The sequence below is a fragment of the Luteolibacter sp. genome (assembly GCF_039920825.1).
Lineage (GTDB): Bacteria > Verrucomicrobiota > Verrucomicrobiia > Verrucomicrobiales > Akkermansiaceae > Luteolibacter.
This window is the reverse complement of record NZ_JBDSCX010000077.1, coordinates 84536-97950: the sequence shown is the minus strand read 5'-3', so window position 1 is coordinate 97950 and position 13415 is coordinate 84536. Positions and strand designations below refer to the sequence as shown.

The window sequence follows — 13415 nt, the reverse complement described above, 5'->3', positions numbered from 1 at the left end:
AGCGGGTGGGTTCTTGAAATGTTGTCCGGCTTAACGGGCCAGCGGTAGGAAATTTGTCCGGAAACAGGTCACTGGTGGATGTGGAATATCAAGCGGTGTATCAGCGCAGGGTTTTCAAATAAGCGAACAAGTCCGAAACCTGTCGCTCGGAAAATCCATCGATCAAGCCCTCCGGCATGAGCGAGCGGCGCGACACTTCGTGGGAAATCACTTCCGCCCGCGGAATCACCCGTTCATCCTCGCCGATGATCCGGAGGGTGATCGAGTCCTCATTTTCACTGGCGAGAAATCCACTGACGACCGTCCCATCGCGCTTTTTCACATCATGACGATAATAGCCGCTTTCAAGCTGGGCGTTGGGTGTGAGGATGTTCCGCAGCAAAGCCTCGACGCCCATGGCTCCGGCACCACTGAGATTGGGGCCGATGGAGGTGCCCTCACCCTGGATTTGGTGGCACATCATGCAGGTCGCTTGGACGAGTTTTTTTCCGTTGGCAGCATCTCCCTGTAGCGCCGTCATGGCTCTGAAACGCGTGAATTTCTCATCCAGTGCGAGCGCCTCGGCAGGGGAGACGAGCTTCGGAAAATCCATGGTGAGGGTGATGCCGGCGCTGCCTTCCGGTTTTTCGAGAGGCTGGTCGCCGGTGATTCTCATCACGAGTCCAGCCGGCGTCGTTCCACCGGAATAACGTGTCTGGGCATCGCGGCGGATCTCTTCCGAGGTGCGGGCGATTTTCCAAACCCGGACTTCGTCGAAACTTGCGGCGGTGTCCCTTCCGCGATGGGTTTCAGCGAGATTGAATGCGGTGAAATCGCCTGCGAATTCCTTGCCTTGTGCGGTGTCGGGCTCGCCATCCAGATAGATTTTGAAACGGTTCGCCGCGTCGCGGGTGATCGCGCAATGGGTCCACAGGTCCGGTTTGATTTCACGATCCGCGCTGATGATGTCGCCGACATCGTCGCCGCCAAATACCCTGAGGTGGGCGCCGTAGAAATTGATGTCCGGGCCGCCTTGTTTTCCTAACAGTCCATCGTTGTTGTCGATCGGAGCGGGCAGCTTGATCCACGTTTCGACGGTGAATGGGCCCTTGAGGGTCGTGTTCGTCACGATGCGGCCCGGGCCATCGTTTCCGAAACGAAGCACCGGCATCAACAGGCCTTTGTTCGCGTTGAGCACCGCGGCGACATCCGGGTGTCCGGCTCCGAGCGCGGCGATGAGTTTTTCAATCGCAGTGCCGTCGAATCCTTGGAATTTTCCGGCTGCCATGGCTTTGGCGAAGGCTGTGGCTTTCAGCGGACTCGAGGTCATCCCGTTCACGGCCAGCGAGCGCTGTGATCCAGTTAGGGATTGCCAGCGCTCTGAAAACTCACCAACCACCACGGCATCGTCGGCGCTGGCGAAACCAATGATTGCTTCGCGCCGAACGAGGTCATCGGCGTGGTCCAGATAGGTGCGGAACCCCTGTGGATCCACCGCGCCGATTTCACGAAGGCTGGCGAGTCCTTCCGCCAGTTCGGCGTTGTTTCGTTGTGGGCTTTTCAGCCAGCGGTTTACTTCGTTGGAAAGCGACCGCAGTCGGAATCGCCGCGCCAGTTGGACGACGAGGTGCTCGCGATCCGGCGTCCGCTGTTCGTCCAATAGCTTCGTGCAGGCGAGTTCCACCGCCTTGGCCAGTGTTGCTGATGTGCTGGTTTTGGCATCGAACTGGAGCATGCTGCGCAGCATCGGCTCGCAGCGGGCCGGGTCTCCGAGAAGCTCGCTGAATCCCCGCATCACATCGGGTTGGGACAGTTGGGTTCCTAACAAGGAGAGTTCATCGGACGCCAGCGGGCGCTTGATGTCGGGAAGCAATTTGACCATCCCGGCGGCTGCCTCGGTCGTGTCCAGTGAACGCACGGCCAACAGCTTTGCCTCGATCGTCAGCGGGACAGTCGCGATCATTTCCTTTGTGGCTTCGGGATGGACGGACATCGCCCACCGGGCCAGATAGCGTTCAAAGGTCCGGTCGTAGGCGGCGCGGTCATTTCCCTTGGCGGGTTCGAGTCCGAGTGCCGCGGCGCAGGCGATGATTTTCGGAGTGGGTTGGCGGTGTTGACGCACCGCATTGGCAATGGCGGCGCGGACCCGGAAGTGGGATTCATTTCCCAACGCGGAGATGACCGCGAGAAAATCGCTCTCTCCGAGTGAATTCTCACCGGCGATCCGCACAGCTTCATAACGAAACTCGGCTTCAGGCGACCCCGCGAGTTTTACCAGCAAGGGAGGTCTGACCGTGTGCAATCCTTCAAGCGCCCAAAGCGCTCCCAGACGTTTCTGAAGCGGCTTCGAGGAATCGGTGATCATCGCCTGAAGTGGATCGGTTAGTTCAACCGCCTTTCGATCACCGATTTCCTGCCATACGTGTGACGAGATCAGGGCATTGTCTCCAGCGAGTTGGCCGATCAGCTCTTTATCGGGAACTTTCGCCAAATCGATTTGCGGGGGAGGCTGCTGGCTTTCATGACGAATTCGCCAGATCCGTCCGCGGGTCTTGTCACGGTCCGGATGGGTCCGCGGCACCTCGTTGTGGGAAATGATCTTGTTATACCAATCGACCACATAGAGGCATCCGTCCGGTCCGAAGTGGACGGAAATCGGTCTGAACCATGGATCACCAGTAGTCATGAAATCCGCGCCCTTTTTGTAAATCGGGTGACCGCTCACATCGCGGGTCATTGTCACAATCTGGATCTTCGAAGTGATCGGGTTCGCCAGGTAAAACACCGCGCCATCTCCCTGTCCCTTGGCGAAAGGAGTATCGGTATCCTCGGCCAAGGCGAGGCCGCTGAGTCCGGTTCCACCCATTGGCTCGTTAGGAGTGGACGGAGTCAGGATAGGAGCGTCATCGCGGAGTTTCGTTCCTGAACCGGTCGGATAATGCGTGCCGGGTGCGAATTCGGCGACGGGATAGCCGAGGTCGTTCGCTTCCTGGACGAAAGTCTCGCCATTGCGGGTAATGACCAGTCCCCAGATATTGTTAGGTCCTCCGGTCAGCGGCTCGAATGCCGAGCCATCGGGTCGGAAGCGGGCGAGCTTGCAGTTGTTGAAATCGACGGTCGTGGTGCCATCATCGAATTTCAGCCCGTTCGGCCGACGCACCTTCGAATAATTGAAAGCGCCCTGCGCCAGATAAATCCAGCCGCCCTGCGCGCGTTCGAACTGGTGGGGGAACAGGTGGGAGTCCTGGAATCCGAAACCTTCGAGAACGACATCGAATCCGTCAGCCTCGCCGTCGCCGTCGTCATCATGATAACGCCGGATCTCGGGACCGTGCTGGACGTAAACGCCCTGATCGGTCGGCAGAATTCCCAGTGGAATCGCCAAGCCGTCCGCAAAGACCCGCGGTGTCAGCGGGCCCGCTGTGTTAGGTTCGTCGAAGACCAGAACCCGGTCTTTCCCTCCGTGTTGATAAAGCTGTCTCGCGGCCGCTTCGTTCTCGTTCGCATCCACCGGATATTCGAGAGCGGTCATCGTCCACATCTTTCCATGCTTGTCCCAAGCCACGGTGATCGGTTTGCCGACTCCCTGTTCTTCGGACGCGACGAGTTCGGCGGAGTATCCGGCAGGAAGTTTGAAGCTGGCGCGTTCGGTCTCCGGCGACCGGACTCCACCCGGCGACGGGAGTTCGGTGATAAAAATGTCCTTCAGTTGCACCAGAAATTTTCCTCCACCGTGGGCTTGCAGACCGAGAAAACCGTTAGCTGCGATACCGGGATCCTTCTCCGTGAAATCCACCGCAACCACGCCGTTGATCCAAGTCCGGATTCGCGATCCCTCACAGAGCACGCGGTAGTCGTTCCACTCCCAATCCTTCGCCGTGGTGCCGTCCGATTTCGCCATGGCGACATTCCGGCGGGACTCGTCGTAAAGATCTCCCCAATAGCCGGCCCCGGCGTCCACCTGATAGCCGATCATCTCGGAATCAGCTTCGGCCCGCTTGCTCCGAATCTGCATCCCGGAGTTCATGAAACCCTCACCCTTGACCAACCGGAGTTTGTAGCTGAGATCGAAATCGCCATAAGCCTTGGCGGACGCGATGAAGGTATTGAATGGCACGGTTTCCGTGAGCGATCCGCCGGTGATCATGCCGTCCTCGACCTTCCACCACTTTTCCTCGCCCTTGCGAATTTCCCAACCGGCAAACGATTTACCATCAAAAAGAGAGACCGGAGCGGCAGGCAGCAGCGAGACCACGCCCAAAGTCAACGCGGCTTGAATGAGAAGGCTTTTGATCATGGGTTGAACCTGTCACTACCAACACCACGTCTTGGATTTTTCAATTCCGGGGCGCAGTCATCAATTCAAGAAGCTTTTCGGCACAAGCCCGGGCGAAAATCGGGCTGTTGATCTCCTCGTCAAACTCCTCGACCGGAACGCGGGCATTCTCACGGATCGCCGAAAACAATGCCTCGTCGGCGGCGGGATCGTGAAACGGCTGGCCTGCCGCGCTGATGACGCTGATCGCCCTTTTCGGAATCAGGATCGCGGCCGGAGCTTCGTAGCGGTTGACCTTATCCGCGATGATGCGGCCGAGTTGGCTGCATTCTTCCGGCGTGGTCCGCATGAGCGTGACCTGCGGGTTGTGGATGTAGAAATTTCGTCCCGCGTATTTCTCCGGAACCGATGCCTTCTCACCGAAATTGACCATGTCGAGGCAACCCGGAGCGATCACCGCCGGGACCTTCGCCCTCGCAACGGCGTCCATCCGATCAGGGCCCGCATTCAGCGCTCCACCGACCAGTTCGTCCGCCCACTCGGTGGTAGTTAGATCGAGCACGCCGGCGACCATCCCGCTGTCGATCAACGCCTCCATCGACTTTCCACCTGCTCCGGTCGCCGCGAAAACGAGCACTTCGTAACCGGCCTCCTCAATGATGCGCTTCGCTTCCGTGATGCAGGCGGTTGTGTTTCCGAACATGCTGGCCACTACCAGCGGGCGGGCGTCATCGGATTCGATCTTCGCTTCCACCATCCCGCAGATCGCCCCAGCTGCTCGTGAGAAGATGAGTCTTGATAGGCGGTTAAGCCCCGCGATATCCGCAATGCTCGGCATCATGACGATGTCCTTCGTGCCAAGATATGGAGCTGTATTTCCCGCTGCCAGAGTGGACACCATCAGTTTCGGAAAACCGAGTGGCAAAGCCCGCATCGCGGCGGTGGAAATCGCCGTGCCGCCGCCGCCGCCGAGGGAGATGACTCCGTCGATGTCGTGTGCAGCCGCCAGTTTGGATAGGAAAACGGGGGCGGCCTTGCTCATCGCCACCACGCATTCGCCGCGATCCTTCCGGACTAACAAATCCGTGAGATCAAGCCCCGCAAAGGCGGCGACCTGCTCGCGGGTGAAGTCCGGCGTGACCGTGGGAGGATCTCCGCTGCCGACGTCGATCAGCAAAGCGCGATGCCCGCGCGCGCGAATTTTCTCCGCGACGAAGGCGTGCTCCTCACCCTTGGAATCGAGGGTTCCGATTACCGCGATGGTGGCCATGGCGGATGGGTGTTAGTTCTTCCGTTTGACGGTGATTGCCTTGAACTCACGGGTCAGATTGGTCAGCGAGGCCTCGACACCCATGCGCTCCAAGCTCGACGCACCGACGAAGCCGACGCAATCGGTGGCCTTGATCACGCGTTCGGCGTCTTCGGGAGTGTTGATCGGGCCGCCGTGGCAGAGGAAGAAGATGTCCTTGTTGATGGTTTTCGCCGCATCGATGATATCCTGGGTGCGTTTGATGGTGTCGTCCCAGCTAACAACCGCGTTGGTCACGCCGATCGAGCCGCCGACGGTGGTGCCGACGTGGGCGATGATCGCGTCCGCGCCGTTTTTCGCCATTTGAACGGCCTCATCCGGCGAGCCGACATAGACGATGGAGAACATGTCCATTTTTCCGGCGAGGCCGACCATGTCGTATTCCTTCTGGACGCTCATGCCGGTCTCTTCTAACACGCCGCGGAAGTGGCCGTCCACGATGGTGTGGGTGGGGAAATTGTTTACACCGGAGAAGCCCATTTCCTTCACCTTGCCGAGCCAGTGCCACATGCGGCGGCGCGGGTCGGTGGCGTGAACGCCGCAGATTACGGGGATTTCCTCGACGACGGGAAGCACTTCGTATTCGCCGATTTCCATGGCGATCGCGTTGGCGTCACCGTAGGCCATCATGCCCGCGGTCGAGCCGTGGCCCATCATGCGGAAGCGGCCGCTGTTATAAATGATGATGAGATCGGCACCGCCTTTTTCGATGAATTTCGCGCTGATCCCAGCCCCCGCGCCGGCGGCGATGATCGCCTGGCCCTTGTCGAGCGTGTCATTGAGACGGGCGACGACTTCACTGCGGGTGTAAGGATTTCCTTTTCCAGTCCATTTGTTTGGCATGACGTTTGTATTACTGCGGGGATTCGCGGCGTCGAGTGTGGATGCGTGCGGTTCATCCACTTTCGACTATCCGCCATCCACATGCGAATCGAAAGCTCGACGCCCCATGTGGCCGCCGCTAGCCTTTTCCGGACCGTCCCATGAGAGTTTCCGAAAACGCAACCCAGCCGCACGACGTCGAAATTCTCGGCAAGTCAACGCGCTACCAAGTCGTGCGGGCCGACGTTTCCGATCTGCGAGGTTGGATGCAGGATGGGCCGGTTTGTCCGCTGCTCGCGCAGCATCACATTTCGCACTGCGGGATTATGAAAGCGGTGCCACCGTTTGAAATTGTCCGTGCCAACCAAAGCGGCACCTTCATGTTGGCCTGCCTCGAAGGGGAAGGGGTGATCCTCGCCGATGGCCAGTGGAAACGCATCCGCTCGGGCCAGGCGTGTCTGCTCCCGCCATTCGTAATGAACGCGCTGAAATGCCTTCCCGGAAAGCCGTGGAATTTTGCTTGGGTGCGCTACCGCGAAGCCCGCGAGACGCGGCCCATTGTTTCGTCGATCTCACCCGTCACCGGAGCCTTCGACACCGCACCGCTCAAGGCGGCGATTGAAGGACTCCATGCCGAGAGCACATCGCAAAACGGAGCGTCCGCGCTGCATCATTGGAGCGAACTGGTGCATCATTATGTGCTGCGGTTCGCCCAACCTCATACTTCGGATGACCGGCTCTGGCGGGTCTGGCAACGGGTGGAAACCGACCTCGCCCATTCGTGGACGCTCGACGAACTCGCTGCTGTTGCTTGCCTCAGCGGCGAACATCTGCGCCGACTCTGCCGGAAGGAGCTCGGCCGCAGCCCGATGCAGCATCTAACGCATCTTCGTCTCCAGCGGGCGCGTCACCTGCTGTCCATCACCGATGACAAGGTGGAGGTCATCGCCCGCTCCGTTGGGTTTGAAAGCGCATTCACGTTTTCCAATACGTTTAACAAATGGATCGGCTGGCGGCCTTCCGAGTTCCGGCATTGAAACAGTTCCGTTAGTCCTTTTGGAGCTCGGGTTTCTTCGGTTGCCACGGCCAGCGGCCTTCGAGTTCCACCTGCAGGGAGACGCTCAGGAACGTCCTGATGATGACGATAACTCCCAAGACCTTCACGTTTTCCATGGTAGGAGCCACGACCACGGTGCGCAGGATGTCGCCGGCTACCAGGAATTCGAGTCCTAACAAAATTGAGCGGCCGATTTCCTGTCGGTAGAGGATGTAGCTTCCTTCCCCAGTCAGGCGGCAGTTCGAAAGAAACCGCCAGGTGGCGAGCATCATGCCGATGACAATGACCGCGACACCGGTGACGTCAACGCCGGTGCCTATGGCATCAGTCCATTCTCGGAGAGAGGAAAACATGCGATGGATGGGATAGTTCTCTTCGAGATTGGGGACGTCCGGGTGAAAATCAACCTCGGATCGTAGCCCACGGTTTTTCGCCGCTCACGTCCACCATGAACGGCCCGACCTGTGAGCCGGGTGATAGAATCGCGAGAATGACGGCATCCTTGTCGCTGATGTTGAACGTCGCATGGATGACGCCCGGCAGCATGTGTGCGACCTCGCCGACCTTGAGAAGCTTCTTTTCTTCTCCGACCCATTGCTCGACCTCGCCTTCGAGGACGTAGATCACTTCCTCAAGCTCGGGATGGTGATGGAAATTATGGCCTTCACCCGCGGGCAGGACGGCGCGACAGACTTGCAGGTCTTTGGCGTTGGTGATTTCCGGGCGGCACATCCAGTAGTTGGTGCGGCCTTTGAAATCTTCCTTCATGGCTTCGGCTTCGGTGATGAACGGGGTTTTCATAAATCAGGTGAGTTCGGTATTGGCGACCATTTCAGTGAGCAACGCACCGGCTTGGGAAATCAGGGTTTCCAATGGCAGGCCGGTGTCGGCGAGAGCGTGGAGTGATTGGAAAATTCCGCTGGCCCGCGCCTCGTCGTCCGCCATCCCGCAGAAGCCGGTGACCGGGACCGACTGGCTTGCGGCGAGCCTGGCGAGGGCGACCGGACCTTTTCCTGATAGGCTCTGATGATCGATGGAGCCCTCGCCCGTGATCACATGATCCGCCATCCTGATCCGGTTTTCCAAATCCAACAATCCTGCTAGCAGGTCGAAGCCGGAGATGAGCTTTGCCTCGGCGAAATGCAACAGCCCGAAGCCAAGCCCGCCTGCGGCTCCGGCACCGGGGATGAGTGCTGCATCTTCGGCATCACTGACCGTGACCAGATGCGCGAGCGCCGCTTCCAGCGAAATTCTTGTATCCTCGGTGGATCCCTTTTGAGCGGAGAAAATCGCGGTCGCACCGCGGGAACCAAGGAGGGGATTGTCCACATCGCACGCCGCGATGATTTCCGGCAAGGCGATGCGGAAATTCCCGTCGATTCGTCGGACAGTCGGTAAATTGGTTGGATTCGGTTCGATGGGCTCGTCATTCGTACTCAGGAAATCGATGCCGAGCGCGGCCGCCATTCCACTGCCTCCGTCGTTCGTCGCGCTGCCTCCGATACCGAGAATAATCCGTGTCACCGCATGTTGGGAAATCGCGTGGGCGATCTGCATGCCCACTCCCTTGGTCGTCGTGATCATGGGATTCCTTTCGTCCGCCGTGAGTCGCCACAATCCGGCGGTCTCGGCCATTTCCATAACGGCTGTCGGCCCTTCGGGTGTTTTGGCCAGCACATAGCGGCTTTCAATCGCCCGGTCTAACGCATCGACCGCAGGACAGGAAATCCAATGCCCGTCCAGTGTTGTGGCCAAAGTTTCCATAAATCCTTCGCCACCATCGGCGATCGGACAGAGGTCGATCAATGCATCCGGCTCGCGCTGCCGGATGCCGTCGGCGATCGCCGCAGCCGCCTCTGGTGCCGAGAGCGACCCTTTGAACTTGTCCGGGGCAATGAGATAGCGGCGTGGCATCGCATGCAGCTAACTCGCTTTTTCCCCTCTGGAAAAGCGGCATTTTCTGCCGCGAGTCCACATTCCCTTACTCCGCGTCCACATGTGGCGCCGCACCCGCTAGTGCAAATTCAGGATGGCTCCTGCGGTGGTGAAATAGATCATCATCCCGGAGATATCGACCGTGGACGCCAGCGAAGGGGCTGAGACAACCGCCGGATCGAGCTTGATGGCACGGGCGCAGATCGGCAGGAGCGCCCCCAAAGTAGTGGCCGACAGAACCTGGGCCAGAAGAGCGGTCGATACGGCAAGGGCGAGATGCAGGAAATCAAAATCCGCTCCGGTTCCCTTCTTCATGTGCGGAAGAATGAAAATGATGAAGGTCGCCATCGCGATGCCGAGTGTAAGACCTAACAATACTCCCGTGCGGGCTTCCTTCCATGCGATCTTCAACGCTTTTCCGGTGCCGACTTCCCCCAAGGTCATCGCCCGGATGACCATGGTGGCTGCTTGTCCTCCGGAGTTTCCTCCAGCGGCCACGACCATCGGCAGGAAAAGTGCCAGCAGCTTCACTTTCTCCAGCTCCTCGCTGAAACGGAACATGACATATCCCGAACCGATCGAGACAAATGCCAGTCCCACCAGCCAGGAAACACGGCGGCGATATTGCAGGACGACGCTCGTGTTGAGATAAGAAACCTCGGATTGCTCGCCGCCGATACCGGAGAGTTTTTCGATATCCTCGGTGGACTCTTCCTGGAGAATTTCCAACGCATCGTCGTATGTTAGGACACCGAGCAAATGGTGGAATTCATCGACCACAGGCAGCACGATCAAGTCGTATTTGGACAAGGTTCGGGCGGCTTCCTCCTGGTCGGCGGAAGCGAGGATGTATTCGTCCGCCGCTTCCATGATGTCGTGGATCGGTGTGTCCCAAGTACTGAACGCGAGATCGCGGAGGCGAACTTTTCCGACCAGCCGGCCCTGGGCATCGACGACGAAAATCCGCGCCAGCGTTTCCGTATCCTCACGATCGCGGCGGAGCACGGTGATGGCCTGTTTCACCGTCATGTCCGCGGTGATACGGCCGACTTGGGTCGTCATCCGGCCGCCTGCGGTGTCCTCGTTGTATTTGAGAAGATTGCGGGTGAGCTCCTTGTCGCGGGGACCTAACAAGCTGAAGAAGCGAACCTGCGCCTCCTCGCTGACGACTTGGAAAACGTCCACCCGGTCGTCGTCCGACAGGTTTCCCAGCAACACGCGGAGCTGGGCAGGCTTGAAATGGTTCAGCGCCTCCTCGATGAGCGGGTAAGGGAGTTCGGCGACCACATCAGTCGCCAGTTCCGGGCCGATCGTCTTGAGCAGAAGGTCGCGTTTCTCGTCGTCGAGGTTTTCGTAAAGATGGGCGAGGTCGGCATAGTGGATATCCTCGGCGGCCGCGAGCAAGGCCGAGCAGTCGGACGCCTCCAGCGCCCGAAGCAATTCGGTCATGGGTTCTTCATCGAGGATTTCCGCCACGCGCGGAGAGTGCGCGGCAGCCTTGGAACCGGCAAGGAAAAGGAGGGCCAAGCGAGAAACTTCAAACGCGTAGCGATACCCGTTGGATCATCCGCCAATCAAATTCCGCACCAGAAACTCCGCACGTCGCCGCTTGCCATAGGGCGTTTCCGCAGCGCCGTGGTTTGCGTTCATGATCGGCAGGAAATCGAAATCCTTGTTCGCTTTCTCAAGGGCGTTGACGACCTGGGCGGTAGAGGCCGGATCCACATTTGTATCCAACTCGCCGACGACGAGAAGCAGTTTGCCGGTCAGCTTGTCGATGTGGGTCACGTTTGAATTCCGCTCGTAGCTTTCGTCCACCGGCCAGCCCATCCATGCCTCGTTCCACCAGATCTTGTCCATCCGGTTGTCGTGGCAGCCGCAGTCGGCGACACCGACTTTATAGAAATCTCCGTGATGCAGCAGCCCGGCGAGCGCGTTCTGACCACCCGCGCTGCCGCCGTAGATGCCGATGCGGGAAAGATCCATCCACGGACGACCCGCTGCCGCGGCCTTGATCCATGCGATGCGGTCAGGGAATCCAGCGTCCGCGAGGTTTTTCCAACAGACATCATGAAAGGCCCTGCTGCGCCAGTTCGTGCCCATGCCGTCGATGCTGACAACAATGAAACCGAGTTCGGCCATCGCGTTCATTCCGGACCACGGGAGATAGGCTTTCGGAACGAACTGATCATGCGGACCGGCATAGATGTTCTCGACCACGGGATACTTTTTTGACGGATCGAAATTCGCCGGGCGGATGATGATGCCGTAAATGTCGGTCTTGCCATCGCGGCCTTTCGCCGTGAAGCGTTCCGGGCGGCTCCAGCCGGTTTTCGTCAACGCTGTATCATCGGCGCGCTCGAGTTCGCTGACGAGCTTGCCATCGTCAGCGCGGCGAAGTTCCACGACTTGCGGTTGATCCACCCGCGACCAGGTATCGATAATGAATTTCCGGTCCGGCGAGAAATCGATCCGGTGCGTGCCGTCGCTGCTTGTTAGGGGAGTGAATCCGCTGCCGTCGAAGTTCACTCTCGCGAAATGCGCGTAGTAAGGATCCTGGCCGGTCACGCCGACCTGTTTGATCAGAAGTTCGCGCTTCCCGTCGTCCACAGCGATCACTTCGCGGACGTTCCAATTTCCCTTGGTGACGGGATTCCTGATCTCGCCCGAAATCTCATCGATCAGATAGAGATGGTTCCATCCCTCGCGCTCCGAGGCCCAGAGGATCTCGCGGGTGGCGGGCAGGCGGTGGATGAAGAATTTCTGCGAGTAGTCGATGAAGGTTTTGCTGGTGTCCTCGAAGATCGTTCTAACCGATCCTGAGTCCGCGCGGATGCCGACGATGCGCATCACCTGGTGTCCGCGTTGGTTGTAAACGAAGGAGAATTCTGTGGAATCGTTCGTCCAGGCGAGTTCGGAGATTTCCCAAGGATTGTCGAACAGCGCGTGATCGACGGGGATTTCGCGGCTGTTCTCCACATCGAACAGATGCGGCATTGGTTGTGCAATGTCATCGCCGGGTTTCGGATAGTCGATGGTCTTGAGCTTCGGCTGGAGCTGATCCGGCGGCGAGGACTGGACGATGTGGATCTTCCGCGTTTCTACTTTTTTCACGCGGAAAGCGACGAGTTTTTTCGAGTCCGGCGACCATTGCAGCGGATGGGTATAGGAGTCGCCTTCGGTGCCGTCCTTGGACAGGGTGATGGAGGTTCCGCTGGCAACGGGCTCAATGACGAGGTTGTTGTTCAGAATGAGCGCCCGCCATTTGCCATCGGGTGATAGATTTTCCTTCGGCCGTGGTTGCGGCCTCACCCGTTCGGTGACGCGTGCCAGTGACGGCGCGTCGGGAGTCACCACTCCGGCCAAGGGCTGTCCGTTGTTGTCGGTCATCAGCCAGACATGTCCGGCGTAAGTCTGTTGTGTGGAGCTTTGACCTGGCGGGAGCTTGCCGTACGACTTGCGCTCGCCGGTGCGGTCGACCCAGAACATCTCGATCTCACCCGGAGTGGCATTCTCGATGGTGAGCGCCGTCGCGTCGCCATTGCGGCGGGTGCCGCGCATGGCGGCTTCGGGCGGTAACAGATCGACGCCTTTGGGTGGCAGATCGCCGGGTGAAACCTGTTGGTCGGCGACGGTGTAGCGCCACGATTTTCCGAACGCGCGGAAGCGCAGGGATTGCGAGTCTGCCGCGACTTCCAACTGCTCGACGGGAAGATTGTTCGGATCGACGTTTTGCTCCGCCGCCTTGCCGAGCGCGGTCGCTAACAGCGCGTGATCGAACGCCGGTGATTTCGCCCCCGAGGCGAGATCGACCTGGATAAACCGATGCTCGTTGACGCCGGAGTTGACGCGATAGATCAAGTGAGAATCTTCCGCCGACCAGTAAGGTCGCACTTCGTTTCCGAGCAACAGGGAAGGTGCCTTTTTACCGAACTCGTCGGCCCGCTGCATTTCCTTCTGAACGTCGAGGGCGAACACCGCCGGGGCAATGAGGCTGGAGAGACAGAGAATCGCGGTGGGGAACTTCATGTTTGGCT

At 59.1% G+C, this 13415-nt stretch carries 9 protein-coding genes; 1 reads left to right on the top strand and 8 read right to left on the bottom strand.

From position 1 onward, the window contains the following. Positions 1 to 100: 100 nt before the first annotated feature. From ABIQ96_RS21855 to ABIQ96_RS21845, 3 genes are read right to left on the bottom strand one after another with little or no spacing between them, the layout of a single operon-like run. Positions 101 to 4276 carry a PVC-type heme-binding CxxCH protein gene (locus tag ABIQ96_RS21855; protein WP_348216767.1) on the bottom strand — a complete coding sequence of 1392 codons (4176 nt, stop codon included), beginning with the start codon at positions 4274 to 4276 and terminating at the stop codon, positions 101 to 103. Between the two features lie 40 nt (positions 4277 to 4316). Further along, on the bottom strand, positions 4317 to 5525 hold the full coding sequence (locus ABIQ96_RS21850) for a Tm-1-like ATP-binding domain-containing protein (RefSeq protein ID WP_348216766.1): 1209 nt from the start codon (positions 5523 to 5525) through the stop codon (positions 4317 to 4319). Between the two features lie 12 nt (positions 5526 to 5537). Next, complete coding sequence (locus ABIQ96_RS21845) at positions 5538 to 6407, bottom strand: phosphoenolpyruvate hydrolase family protein (RefSeq protein WP_348216765.1); 870 nt, start codon at positions 6405 to 6407, stop codon at positions 5538 to 5540. 140 nt (positions 6408 to 6547) lie between these two features. Here ABIQ96_RS21845 and ABIQ96_RS21840 point away from each other — a divergent pair, with 140 nt between their 5' ends. Beyond that, positions 6548 to 7423, top strand: coding sequence for an AraC family transcriptional regulator (locus tag ABIQ96_RS21840; protein ID WP_348216764.1), 876 nt, complete (start codon positions 6548 to 6550; stop codon positions 7421 to 7423). A gap of 10 nt (positions 7424 to 7433) precedes the next feature. Here the strand turns inward: ABIQ96_RS21840 and ABIQ96_RS21835 are convergent, their stop codons facing one another. From ABIQ96_RS21835 to ABIQ96_RS21815, 5 genes are all read right to left on the bottom strand, one after another. Beyond that, complete coding sequence (locus ABIQ96_RS21835; RefSeq protein ID WP_348216763.1) at positions 7434 to 7796, bottom strand: DUF1622 domain-containing protein; 363 nt, start codon at positions 7794 to 7796, stop codon at positions 7434 to 7436. 49 nt (positions 7797 to 7845) lie between these two features. Continuing rightward, on the bottom strand, positions 7846 to 8244 hold the full coding sequence (locus ABIQ96_RS21830; RefSeq protein WP_348216762.1) for a cupin domain-containing protein: 399 nt from the start codon (positions 8242 to 8244) through the stop codon (positions 7846 to 7848). A gap of 3 nt (positions 8245 to 8247) precedes the next feature. Further along, entirely contained in the window at positions 8248 to 9357 is a 1110-nt protein-coding gene (locus ABIQ96_RS21825; protein WP_348216761.1) for a glycerate kinase, read from the bottom strand. Positions 9358 to 9456: 99 nt separating this feature from the next. Next, entirely contained in the window at positions 9457 to 10905 is a 1449-nt protein-coding gene (gene mgtE, locus ABIQ96_RS21820) for a magnesium transporter (protein WP_348216760.1), read from the bottom strand. A gap of 36 nt (positions 10906 to 10941) precedes the next feature. After that, positions 10942 to 13407, bottom strand: coding sequence for a DPP IV N-terminal domain-containing protein (locus tag ABIQ96_RS21815; protein ID WP_348216759.1), 2466 nt, complete (start codon positions 13405 to 13407; stop codon positions 10942 to 10944). Positions 13408 to 13415 lie beyond the last annotated feature (8 nt).

Bases quoted from the DNA above. Each gene is read 5' to 3' on its own strand.
- ABIQ96_RS21835 (WP_348216763.1), bottom strand. From the start codon at position 7,796: ATGTTTTCCTCTCTCCGAGAATGGACTGATGCCATAGGCACCGGCGTT.
- ABIQ96_RS21825 (WP_348216761.1), bottom strand. From the start codon at position 9,357: ATGCCACGCCGCTATCTCATTGCCCCGGACAAGTTCAAAGGGTCGCTC.
- ABIQ96_RS21815 (WP_348216759.1), bottom strand. From the start codon at position 13,407: ATGAAGTTCCCCACCGCGATTCTCTGTCTCTCCAGCCTCATTGCCCCG.
- ABIQ96_RS21855 (WP_348216767.1), bottom strand. From the start codon at position 4,276: ATGATCAAAAGCCTTCTCATTCAAGCCGCGTTGACTTTGGGCGTGGTC.
- ABIQ96_RS21850 (WP_348216766.1), bottom strand. From the start codon at position 5,525: ATGGCCACCATCGCGGTAATCGGAACCCTCGATTCCAAGGGTGAGGAG.
- ABIQ96_RS21830 (WP_348216762.1), bottom strand. From the start codon at position 8,244: ATGAAAACCCCGTTCATCACCGAAGCCGAAGCCATGAAGGAAGATTTC.
- ABIQ96_RS21840 (WP_348216764.1), top strand. From the start codon at position 6,548: ATGAGAGTTTCCGAAAACGCAACCCAGCCGCACGACGTCGAAATTCTC.
- ABIQ96_RS21845 (WP_348216765.1), bottom strand. From the start codon at position 6,407: ATGCCAAACAAATGGACTGGAAAAGGAAATCCTTACACCCGCAGTGAA.